The organism is Mycolicibacter hiberniae (assembly GCF_010729485.1).
In the GTDB taxonomy this organism is placed as follows: domain Bacteria; phylum Actinomycetota; class Actinomycetes; order Mycobacteriales; family Mycobacteriaceae; genus Mycobacterium; species Mycobacterium hiberniae.
The window spans coordinates 1,546,502-1,568,779 of record NZ_AP022609.1 but is presented as its reverse complement, the minus strand read 5'-3'; the positions used below and the strand labels follow the sequence as shown (position 1 = coordinate 1,568,779).

Below are 22,278 nucleotides of genomic sequence, written 5' to 3'. Positions count from 1 at the left end.
TCGGCAGCGATCCACAGGAAGGTGGGGGCTGGTATGGCAATCGACATCACCACACGGGGAGCGGCGCGGATCAACCCTGTCGTCGAGTGCGGCGGAGCACAGATTCGAGCGCACTACCGTCACCTCGCGACGGTGATCACGGTCCGGGGCGGGATCGACGCCACCAACGTGGACCAACTCAGCGAACACGCCCGGCGATTTGTCCTTGCCAGCGAAGCGCTGGTGCTGGATCTGAGCGGCGTCACCTCGTTCGCCGCCGCCGGCATCTGGCTGCTGTGCGTGCTCGACGGCGACTGCCGCGCCGCCGGCGTGGAGTGGACTCTGATCGAGAGCGCTTCGGTGCACGACCTGCTCGGCGACTTCGACGAGGACGCCATGTTCCCGACATCGCCCTTGGTGGACCAGGCGCTGCACGCTCTTGCCGACGGCAACGACCAGCGCCGTCAGGCGCTGCTGCCCCTGTTCGAGAAGTCGGCCTGATCCGACCCGCCCGAGCCAGGTCCCCACAGCTCCCAGAGATTGGTCTGCAGAGATAGGTCCCCGGAGATAGATCGTCGTCTCGCCACCGCGCTGCGCTGGTGGCCGTTGGCCGGCGTGCTGGCGACACTGGCCCTGGGCGCGGCGGTGGGCCGCGGGTCGACGCCCTTCGACAGTTGGTTCAGCCGGGCCACCGGCGCACTGCTCGGCGCACAGCCCCGGTGGATGTTGGTCTTCACCAGCGGATGGCTGCTCCTGGCGGTGTCGGTGGCCAGCGTCGCGGTGGCCCTGTATCGCAGGCATTGGGTGCTGGCGGCGGCGGTGCTGGCCTGCCCGCTGGCCGCGACCGCCGTGACTGCCGCGCTCAAACACGTCTTCGACCGGCGCAACGGGCCCTACCTCGAATACCCCAGCGGCCATACCGCGCTGTTGGTGTCGGTGCTGGGCATGATGGTCGTGGTGGCAGCCGCCCGGCAGTGGGCGCTGCTGACCGCCGCCGCGGTGAGCCTGCTGGGCATGCTGGGGCTGGTGGCCTGCGGTTACCACTTCTTCACCGACACAGTGGGGGCGGCGATGCTCGCCACCGCGCTGGTCGGCGCAACGGCTCGGTTAACGTCTGCCTGTGATCGTGCTGCTGCCCCCATCGGAGACCAAACGTGCCGGGGGTGACGGCCCACCGTTGCGCCTCGAGACCCTGGCTGCTCCGCAACTGAACGACACGAGAGCCGAACTTCTCGAGGTGTTGGTCGGCCTGGCCGCCGACCGGGACGCCAGCCGCGGCGCCTTGGGGTTGTCGGCGTCGCAGGACGCCGAGATCGAGCGCAACGCCGCGCTCCGGCACGCTCCCACCGCGCCGGCGATCAACCGATACACCGGCGTGCTCTACGAAGCGCTCGACGTCGACTCGCTACGCGGTGCGGCGGCCGCCCGGGCCGCCGCGCGGCTGGCGGTCGGCTCCGCCCTGTTCGGACTGCTGCGCGCCACGGACCCGGTGCCCGCCTACCGGCTGTCGGCGACGTCGAAGCTTCCCGGACGGCCGGGGTTGACCAAACTGTGGCGCCCGGTGCTGGAGCCGGTGCTGGCCGAGATCGCCGAGGCCCAACTGGTGGTCGACCTGCGGTCCGGGTCCTATGCGGCGCTGGCCGCCATCCCCGGAGCCGTTCGTGTCGATGTGATCGCCGAACACCCCGACGGCCGGCGGGTCTCGGTGAGCCACTTCAACAAGGCCCATAAAGGCCGGCTGGCGCGGGCCCTGGCCGCCACCAGGACAGAACCGCAGGACGCCGCGGCGGTCGCGACGGTGGCACGCCGGGCCGGGATGCGGGTGGAACGCGAAGATCGGCGGTTGACGATCGTGGTGCCGGCGTGAGGCGCGACAATGGGCGCATGCGCAGTCTGCGGATGGTGATCGTCATGGCGATACTGCTGACCGGTGCCTCGGGTACCGCGGCCGCCGATCCCGGGAACGAGGTGTCGCCGGCGGCCCGCGCGGCCGGATTCGTCGACGTGCGCAGCGCGGTGCCCGACGCGATCATCGATCTGCGTTACGCCACCGCGAACAACTTCGTCGGCGAACGCCTCTACCCGGCCAACGCCCGGTGTCTGGTGCACGAATCACTGGCCCCGGGACTGGCGACGGCGGCCGCCGCGCTGCGCGCCCGGGGCCGGACCCTGGTGTTCTGGGACTGTTACCGGCCGCACCAGGTGCAGGTGCGGATGTTCGAGGTGGTGCCGAACCCGAACTGGGTCGCCCGGCCCGGCACCTTGGCTCGCAGCCATGAGACCGGCCGATCGGTCGACGTGACGACCGCCGACGCCCACCGGCGGCTGTCGGACATGGGCACCGGGTTCGACGACTTCTCCCCGAACTCCGCGGCTTTCGCCGAGGGCATCAGCGCGCATGCCGCCGCCGAGCGTGCCCTGCTGCGGGATGCGATGCGCGCCGGTGGCCTGGACTACTACGCCGGCGAATGGTGGCACTTCAACGGACCCGGCGCCCAGGTGGGTCGCCCCATCCTCGACGTGGCGGTCAATTAGGTTCCGACGGTGTCGCCAGGTGGCGCTCCACCGATTCGACCTTGGCGGTCATCGCGTCCACCGCGCCGTCGCGCCAGTCGGCTTTGATGACGGTGCTCACCCGAGGTGAGCGTGCCGCCACGGCTTCCACGGCCCGCTGCACCACCGCCATCGCCTCGGCCCAACTGTCGCTTTCGATCACGGTGAACATCGCATCGGTGTGGTTGGGCAACCCGGACTCCCGAACGACCCGGACCGCTTCGGCGACGATCTCGCCGACTCCCTCGCCCACTCCCAGCGGCGTCACCGAGAACGCCACGAGCACCGACACCGCGATCACCCCTCCTTGCCCCCGTTACAGCGAGCCTACCTAGCATCGAGGCCGTGCGAGTTCTGGTTCAGCGGGTCCTGTCGGCCCGCGTCAGCGTCGACGGTCGCACGGTCGGGAAGATTGATCCGCAGGGCCAGGGCCTGCTCGCCCTGGTCGGCGTGACCCACACCGACGACGCTGCCAAAGCGCAGCGTCTGGCCGAAAAGCTCTGGCAGTTACGCATTCTCGACGATCAGAAGTCGGCAGCCGATGTCGGCGCACCGATTCTGGTGGTCAGTCAGTTCACGCTGTACGCCGACACCGCCAAGGGCCGGCGGCCGTCGTGGAATGCGGCCGCGCCGGGACCGGTCGCCCAACCGCTGGTCGCCGAATTCGCCGCGGCGCTGCAACGTTTGGGCGCGCAGGTGGCGACCGGGCAGTTCGGAGCGCATATGCAGGTGGAGTCGGTCAACGACGGTCCGGTGACGGTCCTGCTCGAACTGTGATGCAAAAAACGCATTGCAGTGCGGCGCCAGGCGTTACCGTGTCCCGATGACCACAGCCGCCAAGGTCCGGTGCGGTGTCTACGCCGCGATTGCCGTCGCCGCGTTGATCGCCACCTGGAGCCAGAACCTGGCCTACAACGGAACCGACTTGTCATTCTCCCGGTTCCTGCCGGACACCGCGGTGACGCCCGCCTCGCGCTCGATCACCGCCGACATCCTGCTGCTGGGCCTGTCGGCGACGGTCTTGATGGTCACCGAAGCCCGCAAGCACAACGTGCGGTTCGTGTGGGCCTACATCTTCGGCGGATTCGTCACGGCGATCAGCTTCACGTTCCCGTTGTTTCTGATCGCCCGCGAACGACGGCTGGCCGCCGAGGGCGCCTCGGCGCCACGGCTGGGCGCCCTCGATACGGCACTGCTGGCCGTGTTCACGCTGGTGGTGGTGGCCCTCACCCTGTGGGTCGACACCCGGTAGCCCGGCCCCCGGTTTCCGCGCACCGCACTCGGTAACACCGGACGCGTCGAATGGATCCCCGCCGGCACTCGAGCGCGGTCAACCCCGAGTCAACCCGTATCACTTCATCAAGGCCTTCATCGACCGCCACCACCTTCGGCCTGCCCCGCCGGGCGTCCCGCCCGACGATTGGGACCTGGCGCGATGACTAGCGGCGTTCAGGCGGCGCCGACGCCCCGGTTGCCGATACCGGCGGCCGGTAGACGCCCACCAGGCTGCGATGCCACCATGCCCCGTCGCGTCGCCGCTCGGCCCAGGTGGTGAAGCGATAGTCGTAGAGCAAGATCCGCACGAAGCGCGGCGGGGCGTCGGGAAACGGGTTGCGTCCCAACAGGCGCAGCGTGTCCCGGTCATTGCGCAGCAGGCGTTGCAGTAACGCCTCGCACCACGGTTGCCCGTATCGGGGCGAGAGCGCGGCGAACCACATCAGCCAGTCCAGCCGCAGGTGGTAGGGCGCCCACTGGCGTGGGCATCGCCGCACCGCACCGGGTTTTCCTTTGAACTGGTATTCCCGCCATGAGGTCCGCTCGGTGAGTGCGGCGTCGGTGGTCCCCTCGATCACCAGTTCTCTGCGAAAACGCCCCACCGTGCCGAACGCACCGTAGGTGTTGACCAGATGCAACGGATTGAAACTGGCATTCATCCGCTGACTCCGCGAGGCCATGTTGCGCACCGGCCAGTAACTCAGTATCAGCGTGGTCGCGGCGTAGACCATGACCAGGCCGGCGAACCACAGCGGGGCCTGCGGCAGCGGCGCCGGCTGCAGACCCGCAATCCGTTCGGTGAACCACGCCTGGTCGAGGGCGCCGGCGGCAAGGACGATCGTGATCCAGTTCAGCCAGGCGAAGTTTCCCGAGGCCACCAGCCACAACTGGGTGACGATGATGATCCCGGCGGCGACTCCGGCGACGGGCTGGGGGGCGAACAGCCCGAACGGGACCACGAGTTGAGCGACATGGTTTCCCGCTGCCTCGATGCGGTGCAGCGGTTTGGGCAGGTGGTGGAAGAACCAGCTCAACGGCCCGGGCATGGGCTGGGTTTCGTGGTGGTAGTACAGGCAGGTCAGGTTGCGCCAGCAGGAGTCGCCGCGCAACTTGATCAGCCCCGCACCGAACTCGATCCGAAACAGCAGCCACCGCGCCAGCCACATGACCAGCACCGGTGGTGCAAGCCGGTCGTTGCCCAAGAACACGGCCAAAAGCCCGCATTCCAGCAGAATCGACTCCCAGCCGAACGCGTACCAGGTCTGCCCGACGTTCACGATCGACAGGTACAGCGCCCACAGCGCCAGCCAGATCACCATCACCGCCCACAGCGGGACCCGCTCCCCGGCGCCGAGCGCCAAAGCTGCGGCCACGCCGGCACCGAGCCAGCACAGGCCGGCGAAGAAGCGATCAGAGTAGTGCAGATGAAAGAGGCTGGGGGCCTGCCGGAATGAGCGTCGGCGCAGGTACCGCGGGACCGGCAGCATGCCGTGTTCCCCGATCAGGGCGCGAAACTGGCGGGCGGCGGCAACAAAGGCGATGACGTAGATGGCCGCGATGCCGCGTTCGAGCACCATGCGGCCCAGCCAATACCCCGAACCGTTCAGCCACGTGTTCACACCTGCAACTCCTCGGTGTGATGTTCATACCACCGGAGGCGGCAGGAGTCAGCCGTTTGACAGTGCGCGGTAGAGCAGATGCATGGCCACCGTCGTCGAGCGTTCCCGCACGTCGGCCCGCTCCCCCGGCAGCCGGGTCGTCCGCGTGATCTTGCGGCCGTCGCCAAGCGCGATGCAGAAGCACACGGTGCCCACCGGTTTGTCCGGCGTCCCGCCGCCGGGTCCGGCGATCCCGGTGATCGCCACCGCGGTGTCGGCGCCGAAGCGGCGCAGTGCGCCGGCGGCCATGGCCTCGGCGACCGGCTCGGACACCGCGCCGTGTTCGGCGATCAATGCCGCATCGACCCCGAGCAGTTCGACCTTCGCCTCGTTGGAATAGGAGACGACTCCACCCGCCAGATAGCCCGAGGCGCCGGGCGGGTCGGCCAGGCGCCCCGCCAGCAGGCCGGCGGTGCAGGACTCGGCGGTCGCGATCTGTCTACCGGCCAGTGCTGAGGCCACCAGATCGTCGATCTGCGATCCGTCCTCGGAAAAGATCGCCCCGGCATGGCGCTCGCGCAGGAGTTCGAGCAGCTGCCGGTAGGCCTCGGCCGCGTCCGGCTCGTAGCGGGTGACGATCTCCAGTTCGCCGCGACGCAGGCAGGTGGTGATCTCCAACCGGTGGAAGCCGGGGATGGTCTCCTGGGCGTGCCGCAGGGTGTCGGCCAGGCCGGACTCCGGCAAGCCGAACATCCGGATCATCTGCTGCGCGTAATGCGTGCGTCCGGCGATCGCCTGTTGGACTGCCGGGGTCGCTACCGCCTTGTGCCACATGGGTTGTAGCTCGCGCGGCGGCCCCGGCAGCACCATCACCGTCGGTGTGCCGGGCACCACCACGCCGGGCGCGGTGCCCACCGGGTCCAGGATCGTCGCCCCCGCCGGGACCATCGCCTGCTTTCGATTGGCTGCCCGGACCGTCGCGAAATCGGGGGCACCCGGACCGCTGTATCGCGCCATCATGGGCTTGATGATCTCGGCGATCCGGGCTTCCAGAACCTCGTCGAGCACAATGTCGCGGCCGCAGAACCTGGCCACCGTCTCGACCGTCAGGTCGTCGGCCGTCGGCCCCAGGCCGCCGCTGGTGATGATCAGGTCAACACCCTCGGCGGCCAGGAACCGCAGCTGGCTCTCGATGTCGGTGGGCCGGTCGCCGCAGATCGTGATGTGCGCCAACTCGACTCCCAATTCCAGGAGCCGGTCGGCCAGCCACGGTCCGTTACGGTCGGCCACCCGTCCGGTCAGTACCTCGGTACCGGTGACAACGATTCCTGCGCGTGCGCTCACCGGTCCGAGATTACGCAGTGCCTCAGGGCAGACCCGGAATCAGGACGAGCTCCATCGGCGTCGCCGGTGCGACCGGAGCCGTCGGCAGGTACCCGCTGGGCGCGAATGCCGTCGGTGCCGCCGCGACCGGAGCCGGGCCGAAGTTGGGCAGCGGGAAGGGCAGAACCGAACTCAGGCTCGCCGGAAGGTTCGAGATTCCGGGCAGCCCGGCGGCGGAGGTCGCCTGGCTGGCCGCGGTCGACGCGGTCGATGTCGGCGGCACGTTGAGGGTCGCGGTCGCCAGGGGCGCCTGACCCGGTGCTGTGGGCGGCGCGAGCGTGGTGCCGGCGAGCGCCGATGTGGTGGTCTGCAGCAATTGCTGCGGGAGGCTGGTCGAAGTCGCGACCATCTGCTCGACCACCCCGGCCAGCCCCGGGTTGATCGGCACGGCGTCGGCGGTGGCGGTGGCGCTGGACGCCAGCGCCCCCAGGAACAGTCCCGCTGCGGCGCCGGCGGCGACGGTCAGGTACTTACGGACACGTGACATGGCTTCTCCCCAATCCCGATTACAAGGTCGAGACCAAAGTTAGCCGTGTGAAAACTGTTGCTCGTGTGACACGAGGGGCGTTTATGCAACCGATGCGAACCGGAGTCGCGGCGGTTACCCGGCCCGCATCAGCGTCCCAACCAGCTCCGGACCTTCGCCAGGTCGGTGGTGTGAACGAGCAGCACGGTGTCCTCATAGTGGGACCCACCGTTGAGGATCTTGTCGTCGCGCCAGATGGCATGGACGTGGTAGATGCCGCGGTTATAGATATCGACCCGCTCGCGCCGGGTACGCCGCCAGCCTTGCTGTGCTGCCGTCTCCGACAGGGCTTCCCGCGCGTCGGTCGCGATGGTCTCACTGGTCATGGAGCCGACTCTCTTTTCGCATAGGCCCTCCACGCTATCAGCTGACCGGCTCACCATCGTTTTCCCGCGGCGCCAGACCTGCCGGCGGGCCGGGGGCAGAACGTAACATCGACGGCGATGACCGCAGCAGCGAGCGATCTGGTCGCCGACGTCGCCCGGGCCGAGCCGGGCGCCCGCATCGGGGCGTTCTTCGACTTGGACGGCACGTTGGTGTCCGGATTCACCGCCACCGCCCATGCCGGCGACCGGATCCGCCGGCGCCAGGCCCGCGCCGGCGAGGTGCTCGGCGTCGTCGAGGCGGCGCTGCGCTACCGCCTGGGCCGCATGCAGTTCGAACGCCTGCTGGTACGGGCCGCGGGTTATCTGCGCGGCGAGTCCATCGACGAACTCAACGATGTCGGCGCCCGGCTCTTCGCCGACCACATCACCAGCCGCATCTACCCGCACATGCAGGAGGTCGTGCGGGCGCATCAGCGCCGCGGCCACACCGTCGTGCTGAGTTCCTCGGCCCTGACCATCCACGCCGAACCGGTGGCACGGTTCCTGGAGATCGCCCACGTGCTGTGCAACCGGTTCGAGCTCGACGACCGGGGCCTGCTCACCGGGGACATCGTCCAACCCGTGGTCTGGGGCCCCCAGAAGGCGGCCACGGTGCAGTCGTTCTGCGCGGACACGGGGATCGACCTGGGCCAGAGCTTCTTCTACGCCGACGGCGACGAGGACGCGGCACTGATGTCGCTGGTGGGCCGCCCGCGGCCGGTCAATCCCCGTCCCCGGCTCGCCACGCTGGCCACCGAACACGGCTGGCCGGTGCTGCGCATCCCCGGCCCGAGCCGCCCCGGCGGGCGCTCTGTGCTGCGCGCCGCCGGCTTCGGGGTCGCGGTCCTGCGCGCACTCTCCTCGCGCTGAGCACCGATGACCCGTGACACGACTGCCGGTAGTCTGAGGTTTCCCCAGCGCAGCTAGGCCCGACTGGCCCCGCGATGCCTGAATCTGGTAGTTAATTAGAACACGTTTCACTTCGATCCCGCCCCCGAAGGAGTAGGTAATGCACACTCCCCTCTGCGACGAACTCGGCATCGAGTTCCCGATCTTCGCTTTCACGCACTGTCGCGACGTTGTCGTCGCCGTGAGCAAGGCCGGCGGTTTCGGGGTGCTGGGCGCGGTGGGCTTCACGCCGGAGCAGCTCGAGATCGAGCTGAACTGGATCGATGAGAACATCGGCGACCACCCGTACGGCGTCGACATCGTCATCCCGAACAAGTACGAGGGCATGGACTCCGGCCAGTCGGCCGACGACCTGGCCGAAACGCTGCGCCAGCTGGTGCCCCAGCAGCACCTCGACTTCGGCAAGAAGCTTCTCGCCGACCACGGCGTGCCCGTCGAGAACGCCGACGAAGACAGCCTGCAGCTGCTGGGCTGGACCGAGGCCACCGCCACGCCCCAGGTCGAGGTCGCGCTGCAGCACCCCAAGGTGACGATGATCGCCAACGCGCTGGGCACTCCCCCGGCGGACATGATCAAGCACATCCACGAGTCGGGCCGCAAGGTTGCCGCGTTGTGCGGTTCGGCGTCGCAGGCCAAGAAGCACGCCGCGGCCGGTGTGGACATCATCATCGCCCAGGGCGGCGAGGCCGGCGGCCACTGCGGCGACGTGGGCTCGATCGTGCTGTGGCCCGAGGTCGTCAAGGCGGTCGCGCCGCTGCCCGTGCTCGCGGCGGGCGGCATCGGCAGCGGTCAGCAGATCGCTGCGGCCCTCGCGCTGGGAGCGCAGGGCGCGTGGACCGGCTCGCAGTGGCTGATGGTCGAGGAATCCTCGAACACCGAAGCCCAGCACGCGGCCTACATCAAGGCGGGCAGCCGCGACACCGTCCGCAGCCGGTCCTTCACCGGCAAGCCGGCCCGGATGCTGCGCAACTCCTGGACCGAGGCGTGGGAGGCTCCCGAGAACCCCAAGCCGCTGGGCATGCCGTTGCAGTACATGGTCTCCGGGATGGCCGTGCGCGCCACGAACAAGTACCCCAACGAGAGCGTCGACGTCGCGTTCAACCCGGTCGGCCAGGTTGTCGGTCAGTTCACCAAGGTGGAGAAGACCGCGACCGTCATCGAGCGGTGGGTCCAGGAGTACCTCGAGGCGACCAGCACTCTCGAAGCCCTCAACGAGGCTTCGGGCTCCTGACCGGGTTCGGCCCGGCGAGCAGAAACGGTTGCGCCGCAAGGGCGTAAAGACCGAAAAGCACGAACGGCGCCAGCAGCGGTAGCCACGGCAGCCGCCACGGGAACACCGTCGCGACCAATCCCGCGACGGTGAACCCGAGGGCGAACGTCACCGTGGCCGGGGTCAGCGGGGCGCGGTGGCGCAACATCAGGTAGCCGACCGCGCTCAGACCGGTGGCCGCCGCCCACACGCTGGGCGCATCGGTGATCGCGATCGCGGCGACGGCGAGCAGCACGGCACCTGTCGCCGCCGCGCGCCACCGCAGGCCCAACACCACGGCGCCGGCCACCGGCAACACCGTGGCCGCCGCGATGCCCGACGCGCTCAACCCGCCGAGGGCGGCCATCGCCAGCCCGCACAGGCAGGCCAGCACCGGCGGCGCCGGGCCGCCGGCCGCGCCGATGGGCGTCATCACCGCACCGCCCCCGACCGGCGGTGCGGCGTTGCGACCCGCATGGCCTGCTCCAGTGGCTCGTGCCGCGGCCAGGGGGCGACATCGACGCCGATGATGGCCATGTCCCGGTACATGGTGGTGCGCTGCAACGCCCAGATCCGGTCCACCAGGGGATCCAGTTCGTCCTCGAAGGGCGAGCCGGGCAGCACGTCGACCGCAAGGACGACGTGACCGCGTTTGCGCAGATCGGTCAGCGCCAGGGCGAATTCGGTGTCGAGCAGCGTGGAGAACGCGATGATCAAAGCACCCGCCGGCACCGCCGCCCGGGGTGCCAGCGTTCCGGTGGTCGACTCCACGCCGTCGCCGGCGCCCAGGACCGCGTCGACGATGCGATAGAACTGGCGCTGGCCGATCTCCGCCCCGGTCCAGCGGGGGTGCCGGCCGCCGAGGATGACGACCCCGGCACGATCGCCGCTGCGCAGTGCGGTCTGGACCACCTGCGCTGCGCCCAGCACCGATCGTTCGGTCGCCTCGGTCGCCGGCCCGGCGGGCTGGGGGTAGGAGTCGATCAGCACCACCACGTCCGCGCCGCGATCGGTCAGTCGCTGCGTCACATGCAGGCTGCCCCGACGTGCGCTGACCGGCCAGTTCACCGAGCGCAGCGGGTCGCCGGGAACGTAGGCGCGGATATCGGCGTATTCGACGCCGCGGCCCGGGTGCCGGGTCAGGTGGGTCCCCACCCGATCGAGCAGATCGCTGTGCGGAACCGGTGTGGGCTGCGGCGGCGCCGGTGGGAACACGGTGACCTCGGCGACGTCGACGGTCGCGGTGCCGGCCAGCAGTCCGCCCCGGCTCACCGTCGACACCGTGGCGCGAATCGGATAGCGGCCCCAGCGTGCCGCCGTGGCCAGCACCGATATCCGGCACCCGGACCCCGTCGTGGACACCGTGCTCACCAGGGCGATCACCGGATGCGCCGAGACCTCCACGCGAATCCGGGTCGCCTCGGCGTCGGACGCAGTGGCGCCGAGGGTCAGTTCGACCGTCTCGTTCTCGAAGCAGCGGCGCGCCGGGGGCGTCGCATGGATGCGCACGACCGGATGGGGCGGCTGTGCGTCCAGCGAGCACAACATCGCCAGCAACGGCGCGGCGAAGGCGATCAACTGCCAGCGTGCCGCACCCACCGCCGCCACCAGGGCCACCGCGGCAGCGGTCGCCAGCGCCGTGGCGAAAGGCGATGCCCGCCAGCGCAACACGGCGTCCACCACACGCACGTCGGGATCGTTCGTCACGACGGCGCCGCCTCCGGGGTCCGTGGCACCGGCAGACGCCGCAGCAGGTCCTCCACCACGTCGGTGCCCTGGACGCGGCGCACCCACATCTCCGGCCGCAGCGTGATCCGGTGTGCGATAGCCGAGGTGGCCAACGCCTTGACGTCTTCGGGTATCACGTAATCGCGGCCGAGCAGCAGGGCACGTGCCCGGGCCAGCTGAACCAGATCGAGCTCCGATCGCGGGCTGGCGCCCACCGCCACCTGCGGATGACGCCGGGTACCGGTGGCCAGTGCAACCACGTAGCGCAGCACGTCGTCGTGCACACTGACCTGTTCCACCGATTCGCGCATCGCCACCAGCTCGTCGGCGTCGACGACCTTGCGCACCGTCGGCAGGGCGGCTCCGCGGTCCAGGCGCCGGCGCAGCATGGCCGCCTCCCCCTGCTCGGACAGGTAGCCCAAGTGCAGTCTGATCGCGAACCGGTCCAGCTGCGCCTCCGGCAACGGGTAGGTGCCCTCGTACTCGATCGGGTTGTCGGTGGCCAACACGATGAAGGGCGTCGGCAACCGGTGCGTGGTGCCGTCGATGCTGACCTGGCCTTCGGCCATGGCCTCCAGCAGGGCCGCCTGGGTCTTGGGTGGCGTGCGGTTGATCTCGTCGGCCAGCACCAGGTTGGTGAAGATGGGTCCGCGCCGGAATTCGAAACGGCCCGTGGACATCTCGTAGACGGTGGTGCCGAGCAGGTCGGCGGGCAACAGGTCAGGGGTGAACTGCACCCGAATGAAGTCCAGCCCGAGTGCGGCCGCGAATGACCGGGCGATCAGCGTCTTGCCCAACCCCGGCAAGTCCTCGATGAGCACGTGACCACCGGCCAGCACCGTGGTCAGGATGAGCGACAGCGCCGAGCGCTTGCCCACCACCACGCGTTCGATCTCATCGAGTACCGCGGTGCAGCGCTGCCCCGTGGTGGCCGCGGCGCCGGACAGCCCGGTGCTCACGCCTGCTCCAGCCGGCACAGGATCTGCTCCAGCACGACACGGCCCGGGCCGGGGCCCGCGTCTGCCCTCGGGGCGACGTTGCTGGGATCGACCCAGGTCCACAACTGTGCGCCGAACAGCAGCGCCCCGGTGGCCTCGAACGCCACGGGATCTTTGAGTCTGCCCTGCCCACTGGAGATCTCGAAGCGCCGGGCCAGGATCGGTCGCCAGCGCCGGTCCCAGTCGGCCCGCGTCGATTCCGCCCAGCGGAGTCTGGCCTCGGTACCCGAGCGCCACCGGCGCAGTGCCTCGCCAGGCTCGTCGATGGCCGTCGGCGGCGCCGCCACGGCCGAGCCGCCCTCGATCAACAGACGCCGGGCCCCGCCCATCAGCAGTGCTGCCGCCAGGGCCGCCGCCCACAGCACAAACTGACGCTGATGGGTCATCAACGCCACCACCTCAGCGCCGGCGATCAGCGGGAATCCTTGCAGAAAGAGCGTTTTCATCTCGGCCTCCGCAGTTCTTCGAGAACCATCCGCAGCGCGTCGACGGCGTCGGCGCGGTGTTGCTCGGTCATCTGGTGCGCACTGAAACGCGCCTCGGCGAACAACCCCACCAGCCGGGCGGCGTTGTCCGGCGCCAAGGCATGGTGGTCGACGGCGCGAGCGAGCACTTCGGTGGGTGTGTCGAACGCGCGGGGGGCGATATCGGGATCGGCACCGAGGTGGCGTTCCATCTCCGTGTAGCAGGCGATGATCGCCGCCCGCGGCTCCCGGCTGGGGTCGATGATGCGGGCCAGGCCGAGTTCGGCTGCCCGCACCAGTGTTTCGCCGGTGCTCGCATTGCCCCCCACCGCCGCGAGCACCGTGCTCGGCGGTGGCGCAGGGGGGCGGTTGCGTGTGGCGACCACCGCGGCGGCGACCAGGGCCGGCACCAGGGTCAGCAGGGCCAGCAGATAGGCGCTTCTACCGCCCGGCGGTCCGCCGGATGCCGGCCGGGGCGCCGGTGGCGGATCGCTCGGTGAGCTCGATGCGGCGTCGCCCGCCCCGGCGACCTCCACCGGAATCCCGAGGTGGTGCCCCGCTCCGAATTTTGCCAGGACCACCAGCGTCAGCAGCCACAACGCCAGCGCCGCCACGACCAGCAGCACCGCCCGCCGGACCGGGACCCGACCCCCGAGGAAGGCCAGCGGTACCGGCCCGGCGCCGCCGGGCTGAGAGCGCCGATGCCGCGTCCGGTGCACGATGGCGAGCACCACGACGGCGCCGGATACCGCCAGCAGGCCGGCCAGGATGATTGCCTCTACCGCGCCCCCGGACTCGGCCCGCCGCGGCCCGCGCTGGGCGCCCGGCAGGTAGCCACGGGTGGTCGCCCCCGCGGCGAGCAGCAACACAGTCAGGGCGATCACCCGCACGGTCGTCCTGTCGGCCCTTGCGGCAACACCAGTCACCTGGGTCGCCCGCCGTTGCCGCGGCATTCCCCATACTGGCACGCCCGGGCAGGCCGCGGCCAGGACGCCGCAGAGGACCGCAACCGGCGGCCGGCGACTGCGCGCCGCTGCGCAGCGCTAGGAGGACTCCTCGTCGTGACCGCCGAACTGCTTACGCATCGCCGAGAGCACCTTGGCGCCGAACTCGAACAGGTGGCGCGAGGAGAATCGCGCGTAGAGCGCGGTGGTCAGCACCGGCGCGGGCACTCCCTCGTCGATTGCGGCGATGACGGTCCAGCGGCCCTCGCCCGAATCCGATACCCGGCCGGCGAACTCCGCCAGATCCGGCGATGTGTGCAACGCATCGGCAGTCAGGTCCAGCAGCCACGAACCGATCACGCTGCCCCGGCGCCATACTTCGCTGACCTGCTCGATGTCGATGTCGTAGCGGTAGAACTCCGGATTGGCCAGCGGTGCGGTCTCGGCGTCGCCGGGTTGGGTCTGCGCGCCGATGTTGGCGTGGTGCAAGATGTTCAGTCCCTCGGCGATCGAGGCCATCATCCCGTACTCGATGCCGTTGTGCACCATCTTCACAAAGTGCCCCGCCCCCGTCGGGCCGCAGTACAGGTAGCCGTTCTCCGCCTGCGTGATCGGCCCGTTGCGCCCCGGTGTGCGCGGGGCGCAGTCCACTCCCGGTGCCACCGTGGCGAAGATCGGCTCGGCGTGGTCGAACGCCGTTCGATCTCCACCGACCATCAGACAGTAGCCACGCTCGCGGCCCCACACGCCGCCGCTGGTACCGCAGTCCAGCAGGCGGATCCCCTTGGCGGCCAAAGTCTTTGCGTGCGCTATATCGTCGCGGTAATAGGTGTTCCCGCCGTCGATCACGACGTCGCCGTCCGTCAGCAGGCCGGTCAGCTCGTCGATGACACCCGTGGTGATCGCACCGGCGGGCACCATCACCCACACCACCCGCGGGGCCGGCAACTGTGCGGCGAGTTCGGCCAGCGAGTGCACCCCGGCGGTGTTGGGTTCGTCGGCCAAGGCGCGGACCGCGTCCGGGTTGTGGTCGTAGACGACGCATTGGTGGCCGCCGGCGACCATTCGCCGGACCAGGTTGGCGCCCATCCGGCCCAGGCCGATCATCCCCAGCCGCATGGTGCGCTGGTGCCTACCGGCTGTCATCCCCTCGAAGCTAGCCCCCCAGTCTGGGCGGAAGCTGATCGGCGGATGCGCCGGGTTCGGTCAGCCGACCGGGGCGATTCCCGGCGGGAAGTAGGGGCCGACGCCGCCGGTGTAGATCCCGGGCTGCCAGCCGCGTGCGCCCAGGCACAGCAACGGCAGCCCATCGGGCGACTGCGCCGCCGACTGCGGGTTCGGGCAGGGCGAACCGATCTCCTGCACCCCGTAGAGCGGGTAGGAGATCTGCCAGAAGCCGGTGTCCTTGGGCGGCCACTGGTTGGCGATGAAGTGGCATGCCAAGGCTTGACCGTTGGGGCCATGCCCGTAGATGAAGCGCTCCCAGCTGAAGCACGCGTCACCCTGCCGCTGCCCCTCGGCCATGCCCGGTACGTCGCCGGGGTAAGCCACCGCGTCCGGTGCGGCGCCGAGGGCGACCACACCCGCGGCTCCCGCCAGGAGAGCAGCTGCAGCTAGTTCACGAATCATTCTTCGCCTCAGTCCGTCGATCCAGGCCGGTGTTCCTCGCGTGAGAGCCTAACGGGTGCGCGTCGCACGCCATCAGGAATCCGTCCGGAAGCCCTCAGGCCCGGGCGCTAAAGTGCCGCGGATGACCGCAACACAGTGGCAGCTCGACGCATCGGACGGCCAACTGCTGGTCCACACCGACGTTGCGGGCCGGGCATCCAAGATGGGACACCGGCTCACCATCGCCATGGAGCGCTGGCAGGCGCGCGTGTCGTGGTCCGGCGAGTCGCCCAGCGGCGTGGACCTGGTTGTCGAAGTGGATTCGCTGCGGGTGCTGCAGGGCGAAGGCGGCGTGACACCGCTGACCCCGCCGGAGAAGACGCTGATCCGCAGTAATGCGCTCAAGTGCCTGGCCGCCGACAAACATCGGCTGATCCGATTCGTCTGCGATGACGTCGAACCGGCCGGCGACGGCTACCAGCTGTCCGGAACGCTGGAGATCAACGGGCGGCGCAAGCCGCACGTCATCACCGTCCGGGTGGCCCATGAGGACGGTTCCTGGCGGGTCAGCGGTGACACCACGGTGCGCCACAGCGACTTCGGGGTGCGGCGCTATTCGATGTTGATGGGTGCCATGCAGGTCGCCGACGAGGTGACGGTGTCGCTGTCGCTGTCGCTGTCGGCGAGCATCGGTGCCGACCCGCCGCACCGCGGGTGACTCAGCGCCCCGACGGGCCGAATACGTGCTCCCGAACGCGCTCCAGCAGGGGCGGGACGCCACCGGGCTCCGACAGGTCCGAACCGATCTCCGAGGCGTCCCACAGCGAACCGAACTCCGCCGGCGCGTCCGCGGTCTCGACCGGTGCGGCCGGTGCGGCCGGTGGGAGCGCCGGGATCGCCGCCGGCGCCGGGGCGGGCACCATGACGCGGGCCACCGTCGCACGCTGGGGTGCCGGCAATTCCGGCGCTGACCTGTCGGGGCCCAGTTGCATGCTCAGCGCGGCCGCCAGCGATGCCACCAGAGTCACCGTTCCCACCGCCAGCATCAGCAGGGCTGCGGCGTAGGACAGCGGGCGGGGCCGATGCCGGCGCAGGGATTCGACCGCCAATCCGGCGGCCGGAGCGCCCAGCGGCGTCGAGGTCAATTCGGCGTGCGGGGCCAAGGCCTGCGCCGCGCCACCCGCCAGCGCCTGAATCGCGCCGCCCTGAACGAAAACCGGCATCCCAAGGTGGGACTCCAAGCGCCGCCCGAGCCGGTCCATACCTCGCACCGATCCGGCGACCGTCAGCGTCTCCGGCCGCTGACCGCCTGCGACCAGCCTCTCCCCCAGCCAGCCGGCGACCTGGTCGAAGTCGGTGACCGCATGGGAGTCGACCACCGGGTCCGGGGCTCCCGGGCACGCGGGCAGGACCAAGGTGGCCAACCCGGGTTCGACGACGCAGACCGCAGCGGCCTGAAGGCCGCCGGCCAGCGAGGCAGCCGCCAGGCCGTAGCGCACCGGCACCACGTGGTCGAAGCCGGCGTCGGCGAGCGACTCCAGCAGTAGCGCCGCGGCGACGGCCGCATCGTCACTCCAGGTGACCGCCACCCCGCGCAGGCGATCGCCGCGGGCGGCCAGCATGGTCCCCGCCCGGGCGGCCACCGCCTCCGCCTGTGCGGCAAGGTCGACCGCGTCCGGACCGGCATCGCCGCCGTCGACCCATACCTCTTCACCCATCCCCGGGCTGTGCGAGCCCGCGGTGACCCAGCCGATTGTCGACGGGGTGACCGCCAGCCCCAGTACGGTGTCCAAAATCGCGCGCCCCAATCGGTCCCGACCTGCGCTGTCACGGCCGCTGCCGGAGCCCCTTGCCGCGCCCACGGGCGGGATCGGCTCGGCAGCCACAGCGGACAAGCGACTGCTCAGTGCAGTGTTTTTCTCGGCTTATCGGTGGGCAGCCTACGCGTGTCGTGCTGCATGTTCTAGCCGGGTACCGGCCGGAAATCGGGTATGCTATGGAGCGAGTCGATCCCGGGAACGGCCGCTTGAGTTGCGAAATGCGGCCGTTGCTGCATGTGAAGGACCGATCCGAAGTGGTGGCGCACAGCGTCGCGATCGTGAGAGTGACCGTTCCACAGTGAGACGACAAGGGGCAGGAATGACAGACGTGACCAAGGGATTGCGCTGGGCACGCCGACTTTTAGTCGGCGCGGTAGCTGCCGCAGCGTTGCCGGGCCTGATCGGCCTGACCGGTGGCGAGGCAACCGCATCGGCGTTCTCGAGGCCGGGTCTGCCGGTCGAGTACCTGCAGGTGCCTTCGGCCGGTATGGGCCGTGACATCAAGGTGCAGTTCCAGCCGGGCGGTTCGGGCTCACCGGGTCTGTACCTGCTCGACGGGATGCGGGCCCAAGACGATTACAACGGCTGGGACATCAACACCCCGGCCTTCGAGTGGTACTACCAGTCGGGCATCTCGGTGATCATGCCGGTCGGCGGTCAGTCCAGCTTCTACAGCGACTGGTACCGCCCGGCGTGCGGCAAGGCGGGCTGCTCCACCTACAAGTGGGAGACCTTCCTGACCAGTGAGCTGCCGGCCTACCTGGCCTCGGAGTACGGCGTGAGCCAGAGCCGTAACGCCGCGGTCGGTCTGTCGATGGCCGGTGCGTCCGCGATGACCCTGGCGATCTACCACCCCAACCAGTTCGTCTACGCCGGTTCCCTGTCGGGTTACATCAACCCGTCCGATGGCAAGAGCTGGATCGGCCTGGCCATGGGTGACGCGGGCGGCTTCAAGAAGGAAGACATGTGGGGCCCCGACGACGACCCGGCATGGCTGCGCAACGACCCGACGGTCAACGTCGGCAGGCTGGTGGCCAACAACACCCGCCTGTGGGTCTACTGCGGAAACGGCCGCCCGAACGAGTTGGGCGGCGACAACCTGCCCGCCACGTTCCTGGAGGGCAACTTCATGATCGGGCAGAACAAGAAGTTCCAGGAGCTCTACACCGCGGCCGGCGGCAACAACGCGATCTTCAACTTCCCGGACTATGGCACCCACAGCTGGGAGTACTGGGGCCAGCAGCTGCAGGCCATGAAGCCCGACCTGCAGAGCCACCTGGGCGCAAGCGGCGGCAGCTAGCGCTGTCCATCGCGGCGGTCTTACCACTGGGTCCCATCCGATTTCGGATGGGACCCAGTGCTTTTCCCACAGGGGTTACCCCAGCCCGCCGGACGTGATTGGATGGGGCGCATGCAGGGTTCTGCGACAGTTCATATGGCTGCCCCGGCTGAACGGATCTGGGAGCTGGTGGCCGACGTCCGCAACATCGGCAAGTTCTCTCCGGAGACCTTCGAGGCCGAATGGCTCGACGGCGCGGACGGCCCCGCGGTGGGCGCACGATTTCGCGGCCACGTCCGGCGCAACGGCATAGGTCCGGTGTACTGGACGACCTGCCGGGTCACCGAATGCGAGCCCAACCGGGTGTTCGGGTTCGCGGTGCTCGCCGGTGACCGTGCGGTGAACCGCTGGCGCTACGAGCTCACCCCCACCGCCGACGGCACCGACGTCACCGAGTCATTCCGGCTGGCCGATTCCTTGCTCACCACGGTCTACTACTGGCTGTTCGGCGGTTTCCTCAGGCAGCGCAACAACATTCGCGACATGCGGCGCACGCTGGAACGCATCCGCGACGTTGCCGAACAGCCCTAACGGCCTCAGCCCAGACTGTCCGGGTCGGCCAGCGGCAACACCAGAAACGACGGCGTGGGCCCGCCCTGGTGCACCTGGTAGAGACCACCGGCCAGTGCGCGCCGGGTGGGCACGTTGGGGACCAGGTGCGGAAAGTCGTAGGTGGTCAATGTCAGCCGCAGCCGGTGCCCCGGTGTGATCAGGGCCGCGGTCGGGAAGATCTCGATGTCGTAGCGGGTCAACTGTCCCGGCTCCACCGGCTGCACCGCGTCCCGGGTGCTGATGTGATGCGGGCGCAGCACCGTGCCGTCCGGCAGATACCAGGTGCGGGCGGGGTCCAATTTCCGGTGCGAGCCCAGCAGCGCTCCCATGGTCAGCGGCCGGGATGCGCCCTCCGGCGCTACGTCGTCGAGGTGGGCGACCCACAGCGTCTCGGTGGTGTCAGCCGTCGCCTGCACACTGAGTGTGATCGGTCCGGCCAGCAGGGTCGGCGAGCCGAACGGCTCCGTCGTGTAGGTCAACGCTCCCCGGTGCAACCGGCTGTTGTCCTGGTCGTAGCGGGTGCGACCGCCCGCCGATGCGGTGACGTAGCTGTTGAGTCCCAGCGACCACTGTTCGAGGCTGCGTCCCGACACCGGGCCGCGCGAACGGTAGGTCAGCTTGGCCACGGTTTGCTCGGCCGGGGCGTCGTCGGCCAGCCGGCCGTCATGGGCCAGGTAGAGCCGGGTCGGTTCCGCTTCGGGGATCGGGTATTGGCCGGTGTGATACCACCGCCGGTCGCCGATCGCCTGGAAGGTGAACGGCGAGCCCGAGATCGCCGCCGTCTCATCGTCTTTCAGCCAGTAGTCGAACCAGCGCAGCTGCAGATCCTGCATCTGGAGACCATCGAAATCCGACACGTGATACCACGGCCCCATCAGCAGCCGGATTCGGTCGACGGTCGGCTGGCCGGGCTCCATCGGAGCGCTCGCGGGGCGACCGACGCTGGAGTTCTGCAGCGCGGCGTAATTCAGCGGCGCACCCCGCTGGAAGGCATCGTGCCAGCCGCCCACCAGAAAGACCGCGACGTTGTTGGCGGCGATCGCGGGCAGTAGCGGATCAGACCGCATCCGGTCCCACACCGGTCCGTCGTAGGCGGCCTCGCCGCCGGCACTCACGTCGGCGATCAACGGCCAGAAGTAATTTCGCTGGTCCTTGCCACGCTGCCGCACAGCGGCGAGCCCGCCGGCTCGGGGCCGCTCGTGCCCACCCCGTGCGAGGAATTCCAGTGTCGGATTGATGACGTTGAGCATCGAGTACACCGCGCCGTAGCCGCGCACCGCCGGCATGTGGGTCGCGCCACCCATCGTCGCAACGTCCCGGTAGAAGTCGTTGGCGGCCATCACCGGGAAGATCGCCTTGAGCGGCGAGTCCGGGCCCACGGAGGCCGCGGTGAACAGCTGGTTGATCGCCAGGTAGGAAATACCGAACATGCCGACCCGGCCGTTGGAGTTCGGCAGCTTCGCCGCCCAGGCGACCAGCTCGGCCCCGTCTCGGGCCTGGTCGGGACCGAACATCTCGAACGACCCGCCGGATGCCCCGGTGCCGCGGACGTCGACCATCGCCTCGATATAGCCCCGCCGGATCAGGCGCGGGGTCGGCCCCCCACCGATCTGGGCCGCCGGTGGCGGGGCCAGCTTGCCGTACGGGGTCAGCGACAGCAGCACCGGAAACGGCCCGGGGGCGGGCTGTCCGGTCTCCGGCACGGTGGGGTAATGCACGTCAGCCCGTAGCACCACGCCATCGCTCATCTGCACGGCCACGTTGCGCCGCACTCCGACGCCATATTCGGCGGGACGCGGAGTCCACTCCGGACTCAACGGCGAGGAGCTGTACTTACGGGTCCTGGGCGCAGCGGCCCGGCGCGCCGCGATTCCCGCGGCCCCGACCGCGGCGACAGCGGCCAACGCCAATCCTGCCTGGCGTGACCGTCCCGGGCGCCTCAAGCCCGGCTCGGCAGCGTCAACGTGCACGCCTGCCCGATATCGAGGGTGCGCAGCAGCCGGCCCATGCCCAGCCACAACGCACACGACAGCGCAAGGTCGGCGAGCAGCTCGTCGCTCAGGTGCTCGGCGCACCGCGACCAGAAATCTTCGTCGTCGCCCAGGCCGGTGTGGTCTGTGGCGAACCGGTGGGCGAACTCGGCGGCGATCCGCTCCTGGGGGCTGAACCCCTCCCAGGTGCGCCACTGGGCCGCATGCTCGTAGAGATCTTCGCTGACCCCGGCTGCCGGGCCGTCGGCGTCACGGGTGTTGGCGCAGACCGTGCACTCGTTGTCCAAGGCGATCACCATCCGGGCCAACTCCCGGGTGCGCAGCGGCAGCCGGCCGCGGGAGTAGACCGCCGTGCTGAAACCGCCGATTCCAGCGGCCAGTTCGGGCGACTTGACCATCCAGCCCATTACGTCGTCTGGGGCGAAATCCCCGATTCGGCTCATACCTTGGGATACTAGCGGGTCGCCGGTTCGCCAAGGCCGCTAAAACATCCTGTCCCCCAGGACCTCATGAGGGCGGGCGGGCGACACACTGCGCGGAGTACAGCGCCTCGCCGAGCTTGTCCATCAGCTCCAGCTGGGTTTCCAGATAATCGATGTGGGACTCCTCGTCGGCGAGGATGGTCTCCAGAATCTGGGCGGTGGTGCTGTCCTGCTTCTCCCGGCACATGACGATGCCCGGCCGCAGCCGGTTGAGCACGTCGATCTCCAGCGCCAGGTCGCTCTCGAACTGCTCGCGCAGCGTCTGGCCGATTCGCAGCGACCCGATGCGCTGATAGTTCGGCAGGCCGCCGAGCACCAGAATCCGGTCGGTGACCGACTCGGCGTGGCGCATCTCCTCCATGGACTCTTCGCGGGTGTGGCCGGCCAACTCGGTGAAACCCCAATTGTCCTGCATCTTGGCGTGCAGGAAGTACTGGTTGATCGCGGTGAGTTCGCTGGTCAGCTGCTCATTGAGCAGTTTGAGAACTTCGGGGTCGCCTTGCATGATCTCTCCT

At 69.5% G+C, this 22,278-nt stretch carries 27 protein-coding genes; 11 read left to right on the top strand and 16 right to left on the bottom strand.

The window, feature by feature from the left end:
• Positions 1 to 33 precede the first annotated feature (33 nt).
• From G6N14_RS07320 to G6N14_RS07305, 4 genes are all read left to right on the top strand, one after another.
• Positions 34 to 480 carry an STAS domain-containing protein gene (locus G6N14_RS07320; RefSeq protein WP_085135282.1) on the top strand — a complete coding sequence of 149 codons (447 nt, stop codon included), beginning with the start codon at positions 34 to 36 and terminating at the stop codon, positions 478 to 480.
• A 114-nt stretch (positions 481 to 594) separates the two neighbouring features.
• A complete protein-coding gene (locus G6N14_RS07315; RefSeq protein WP_163787300.1) occupies positions 595 to 1,146 on the top strand; it encodes a phosphatase PAP2 family protein in 552 nt (183 codons plus the stop codon).
• Positions 1,100 to 1,846 (top strand): peroxide stress protein YaaA, encoded by a 747-nt coding sequence (gene yaaA / locus G6N14_RS07310; protein ID WP_085135281.1) that lies wholly within the window; start codon positions 1,100 to 1,102, stop codon positions 1,844 to 1,846. The genes G6N14_RS07315 and yaaA overlap by 47 nt, the downstream gene beginning before the upstream one ends.
• A gap of 17 nt (positions 1,847 to 1,863) precedes the next feature.
• A complete protein-coding gene (locus G6N14_RS07305; RefSeq protein ID WP_085135280.1) occupies positions 1,864 to 2,514 on the top strand; it encodes a M15 family metallopeptidase in 651 nt (216 codons plus the stop codon).
• Here G6N14_RS07305 and G6N14_RS07300 read toward each other — a convergent pair.
• Entirely contained in the window at positions 2,507 to 2,824 is a 318-nt protein-coding gene (locus tag G6N14_RS07300; RefSeq protein WP_085135434.1) for an MTH1187 family thiamine-binding protein, read from the bottom strand. The two genes, G6N14_RS07305 and G6N14_RS07300, sit on opposite strands and share 8 nt — an antisense overlap.
• A 53-nt stretch (positions 2,825 to 2,877) precedes the next feature.
• Between G6N14_RS07300 and dtd the strand changes: the two genes are divergently transcribed.
• Together dtd and G6N14_RS07290 are read left to right on the top strand one after the other, a co-directional pair.
• On the top strand, positions 2,878 to 3,309 hold the full coding sequence (gene dtd / locus G6N14_RS07295) for a D-aminoacyl-tRNA deacylase (protein WP_085135279.1): 432 nt from the start codon (positions 2,878 to 2,880) through the stop codon (positions 3,307 to 3,309).
• A gap of 46 nt (positions 3,310 to 3,355) precedes the next feature.
• Positions 3,356 to 3,784 carry a DUF2834 domain-containing protein gene (locus G6N14_RS07290; RefSeq protein WP_085135278.1) on the top strand — a complete coding sequence of 143 codons (429 nt, stop codon included), beginning with the start codon at positions 3,356 to 3,358 and terminating at the stop codon, positions 3,782 to 3,784.
• Positions 3,785 to 3,971: 187 nt separating this feature from the next.
• On the opposite strand, the gene G6N14_RS07285 is transcribed toward G6N14_RS07290, so the two are convergent.
• From G6N14_RS07285 to G6N14_RS07270, 4 genes are all read right to left on the bottom strand, one after another.
• Positions 3,972 to 5,384: a lipase maturation factor family protein gene (locus tag G6N14_RS07285; protein WP_085136852.1), complete on the bottom strand. Its 1,413-nt coding sequence runs from the start codon at positions 5,382 to 5,384 to the stop codon at positions 3,972 to 3,974.
• 90 nt (positions 5,385 to 5,474) lie between these two features.
• Positions 5,475 to 6,749: a competence/damage-inducible protein A gene (locus G6N14_RS07280; RefSeq protein WP_085136781.1), complete on the bottom strand. Its 1,275-nt coding sequence runs from the start codon at positions 6,747 to 6,749 to the stop codon at positions 5,475 to 5,477.
• Between the two features lie 22 nt (positions 6,750 to 6,771).
• The gene (locus G6N14_RS07275) at positions 6,772 to 7,275 is read right to left on the bottom strand and encodes a hypothetical protein (RefSeq protein WP_085136782.1); all 504 of its coding nucleotides are present in this window, start codon (positions 7,273 to 7,275) and stop codon (positions 6,772 to 6,774) included.
• Between the two features lie 128 nt (positions 7,276 to 7,403).
• Positions 7,404 to 7,640, bottom strand: coding sequence for a hypothetical protein (locus G6N14_RS07270; protein ID WP_085136783.1), 237 nt, complete (start codon positions 7,638 to 7,640; stop codon positions 7,404 to 7,406).
• Between the two features lie 117 nt (positions 7,641 to 7,757).
• Here G6N14_RS07270 and G6N14_RS07265 point away from each other — a divergent pair, with 117 nt between their 5' ends.
• Complete coding sequence (locus tag G6N14_RS07265; protein WP_085136784.1) at positions 7,758 to 8,549, top strand: HAD family hydrolase; 792 nt, start codon at positions 7,758 to 7,760, stop codon at positions 8,547 to 8,549.
• A gap of 139 nt (positions 8,550 to 8,688) precedes the next feature.
• Positions 8,689 to 9,819 (top strand): nitronate monooxygenase, encoded by a 1,131-nt coding sequence (locus G6N14_RS07260; protein ID WP_085136785.1) that lies wholly within the window; start codon positions 8,689 to 8,691, stop codon positions 9,817 to 9,819.
• Here G6N14_RS07260 and G6N14_RS07255 read toward each other — a convergent pair.
• The 7 genes from G6N14_RS07255 to G6N14_RS07225 all read right to left on the bottom strand — a co-directional run bounded on the left by G6N14_RS07255 (position 9,797) and on the right by G6N14_RS07225 (position 15,600).
• Complete coding sequence (locus G6N14_RS07255; protein WP_085136786.1) at positions 9,797 to 10,270, bottom strand: hypothetical protein; 474 nt, start codon at positions 10,268 to 10,270, stop codon at positions 9,797 to 9,799. The two genes, G6N14_RS07260 and G6N14_RS07255, sit on opposite strands and share 23 nt — an antisense overlap.
• Positions 10,270 to 11,544: a DUF58 domain-containing protein gene (locus G6N14_RS07250; protein WP_085136787.1), complete on the bottom strand. Its 1,275-nt coding sequence runs from the start codon at positions 11,542 to 11,544 to the stop codon at positions 10,270 to 10,272. The genes G6N14_RS07255 and G6N14_RS07250 overlap by 1 nt, the downstream gene beginning before the upstream one ends.
• Complete coding sequence (locus G6N14_RS07245) at positions 11,541 to 12,524, bottom strand: AAA family ATPase (RefSeq protein WP_179960811.1); 984 nt, start codon at positions 12,522 to 12,524, stop codon at positions 11,541 to 11,543. The genes G6N14_RS07250 and G6N14_RS07245 overlap by 4 nt, the downstream gene beginning before the upstream one ends.
• Positions 12,521 to 13,009, bottom strand: coding sequence for a hypothetical protein (locus G6N14_RS07240; RefSeq protein ID WP_085136788.1), 489 nt, complete (start codon positions 13,007 to 13,009; stop codon positions 12,521 to 12,523). The genes G6N14_RS07245 and G6N14_RS07240 overlap by 4 nt, the downstream gene beginning before the upstream one ends.
• Complete coding sequence (locus G6N14_RS07235; protein ID WP_234809000.1) at positions 13,006 to 13,911, bottom strand: DUF4129 domain-containing protein; 906 nt, start codon at positions 13,909 to 13,911, stop codon at positions 13,006 to 13,008. The genes G6N14_RS07240 and G6N14_RS07235 overlap by 4 nt, the downstream gene beginning before the upstream one ends.
• A gap of 159 nt (positions 13,912 to 14,070) precedes the next feature.
• Positions 14,071 to 15,117, bottom strand: a complete 1,047-nt coding sequence (gnd, locus tag G6N14_RS07230) for a phosphogluconate dehydrogenase (NAD(+)-dependent, decarboxylating) (RefSeq protein ID WP_109559898.1) — start codon at positions 15,115 to 15,117, stop codon at positions 14,071 to 14,073.
• A gap of 60 nt (positions 15,118 to 15,177) precedes the next feature.
• Positions 15,178 to 15,600: a hypothetical protein gene (locus tag G6N14_RS07225; RefSeq protein ID WP_085136791.1), complete on the bottom strand. Its 423-nt coding sequence runs from the start codon at positions 15,598 to 15,600 to the stop codon at positions 15,178 to 15,180.
• A 121-nt stretch (positions 15,601 to 15,721) separates the two neighbouring features.
• On the opposite strand from G6N14_RS07225, the gene G6N14_RS07220 reads away from it, so the two are divergent.
• Positions 15,722 to 16,297: a YceI family protein gene (locus tag G6N14_RS07220; protein ID WP_085136792.1), complete on the top strand. Its 576-nt coding sequence runs from the start codon at positions 15,722 to 15,724 to the stop codon at positions 16,295 to 16,297.
• Between the two features lies 1 nt (position 16,298).
• Here the strand turns inward: G6N14_RS07220 and G6N14_RS07215 are convergent, their stop codons facing one another.
• Positions 16,299 to 17,372 (bottom strand): DUF7159 family protein, encoded by a 1,074-nt coding sequence (locus tag G6N14_RS07215; RefSeq protein WP_085136793.1) that lies wholly within the window; start codon positions 17,370 to 17,372, stop codon positions 16,299 to 16,301.
• Between the two features lie 346 nt (positions 17,373 to 17,718).
• Here G6N14_RS07215 and G6N14_RS07210 point away from each other — a divergent pair, with 346 nt between their 5' ends.
• Together G6N14_RS07210 and G6N14_RS07205 are read left to right on the top strand one after the other, a co-directional pair.
• The gene (locus G6N14_RS07210; RefSeq protein WP_085136794.1) at positions 17,719 to 18,699 is read left to right on the top strand and encodes an esterase family protein; all 981 of its coding nucleotides are present in this window, start codon (positions 17,719 to 17,721) and stop codon (positions 18,697 to 18,699) included.
• A 102-nt stretch (positions 18,700 to 18,801) separates the two neighbouring features.
• On the top strand, positions 18,802 to 19,269 hold the full coding sequence (locus tag G6N14_RS07205) for an SRPBCC family protein (protein WP_085136795.1): 468 nt from the start codon (positions 18,802 to 18,804) through the stop codon (positions 19,267 to 19,269).
• Between the two features lie 5 nt (positions 19,270 to 19,274).
• On the opposite strand, the gene G6N14_RS07200 is transcribed toward G6N14_RS07205, so the two are convergent.
• The 3 genes from G6N14_RS07200 to bfr form a co-directional block, all read right to left on the bottom strand.
• Complete coding sequence (locus tag G6N14_RS07200) at positions 19,275 to 21,038, bottom strand: CocE/NonD family hydrolase (protein ID WP_085136853.1); 1,764 nt, start codon at positions 21,036 to 21,038, stop codon at positions 19,275 to 19,277.
• A 191-nt stretch (positions 21,039 to 21,229) separates the two neighbouring features.
• Positions 21,230 to 21,724, bottom strand: coding sequence for a carboxymuconolactone decarboxylase family protein (locus tag G6N14_RS07195; protein ID WP_085136796.1), 495 nt, complete (start codon positions 21,722 to 21,724; stop codon positions 21,230 to 21,232).
• 64 nt (positions 21,725 to 21,788) lie between these two features.
• Positions 21,789 to 22,268 (bottom strand): bacterioferritin, encoded by a 480-nt coding sequence (bfr, locus tag G6N14_RS07190; RefSeq protein WP_085136797.1) that lies wholly within the window; start codon positions 22,266 to 22,268, stop codon positions 21,789 to 21,791.
• Between the last annotated feature and the right edge of the window lie 10 nt (positions 22,269 to 22,278).

Bases quoted from the DNA above. Each gene is read 5' to 3' on its own strand.
- G6N14_RS07285 (WP_085136852.1), bottom strand. From the start codon at position 5,384: ATGGTGCTCGAACGCGGCATCGCGGCCATCTACGTCATCGCCTTTGTT.
- G6N14_RS07275 (WP_085136782.1), bottom strand. From the start codon at position 7,275: ATGTCACGTGTCCGTAAGTACCTGACCGTCGCCGCCGGCGCCGCAGCG.
- G6N14_RS07260 (WP_085136785.1), top strand. From the start codon at position 8,689: ATGCACACTCCCCTCTGCGACGAACTCGGCATCGAGTTCCCGATCTTC.
- G6N14_RS07210 (WP_085136794.1), top strand. From the start codon at position 17,719: ATGACAGACGTGACCAAGGGATTGCGCTGGGCACGCCGACTTTTAGTC.
- G6N14_RS07195 (WP_085136796.1), bottom strand. From the start codon at position 21,724: ATGAGCCGAATCGGGGATTTCGCCCCAGACGACGTAATGGGCTGGATG.
- gnd (WP_109559898.1), bottom strand. From the start codon at position 15,117: ATGACAGCCGGTAGGCACCAGCGCACCATGCGGCTGGGGATGATCGGC.
- G6N14_RS07305 (WP_085135280.1), top strand. From the start codon at position 1,864: ATGCGCAGTCTGCGGATGGTGATCGTCATGGCGATACTGCTGACCGGT.
- G6N14_RS07205 (WP_085136795.1), top strand. From the start codon at position 18,802: ATGGGGCGCATGCAGGGTTCTGCGACAGTTCATATGGCTGCCCCGGCT.
- G6N14_RS07240 (WP_085136788.1), bottom strand. From the start codon at position 13,009: ATGAAAACGCTCTTTCTGCAAGGATTCCCGCTGATCGCCGGCGCTGAG.
- G6N14_RS07265 (WP_085136784.1), top strand. From the start codon at position 7,758: ATGACCGCAGCAGCGAGCGATCTGGTCGCCGACGTCGCCCGGGCCGAG.
- bfr (WP_085136797.1), bottom strand. From the start codon at position 22,268: ATGCAAGGCGACCCCGAAGTTCTCAAACTGCTCAATGAGCAGCTGACC.
- G6N14_RS07290 (WP_085135278.1), top strand. From the start codon at position 3,356: ATGACCACAGCCGCCAAGGTCCGGTGCGGTGTCTACGCCGCGATTGCC.
- G6N14_RS07270 (WP_085136783.1), bottom strand. From the start codon at position 7,640: ATGACCAGTGAGACCATCGCGACCGACGCGCGGGAAGCCCTGTCGGAG.
- G6N14_RS07255 (WP_085136786.1), bottom strand. From the start codon at position 10,270: ATGACGCCCATCGGCGCGGCCGGCGGCCCGGCGCCGCCGGTGCTGGCC.
- G6N14_RS07320 (WP_085135282.1), top strand. From the start codon at position 34: ATGGCAATCGACATCACCACACGGGGAGCGGCGCGGATCAACCCTGTC.
- G6N14_RS07200 (WP_085136853.1), bottom strand. From the start codon at position 21,038: ATGAGCGATGGCGTGGTGCTACGGGCTGACGTGCATTACCCCACCGTG.
- G6N14_RS07220 (WP_085136792.1), top strand. From the start codon at position 15,722: ATGACCGCAACACAGTGGCAGCTCGACGCATCGGACGGCCAACTGCTG.
- G6N14_RS07225 (WP_085136791.1), bottom strand. From the start codon at position 15,600: ATGATTCGTGAACTAGCTGCAGCTGCTCTCCTGGCGGGAGCCGCGGGT.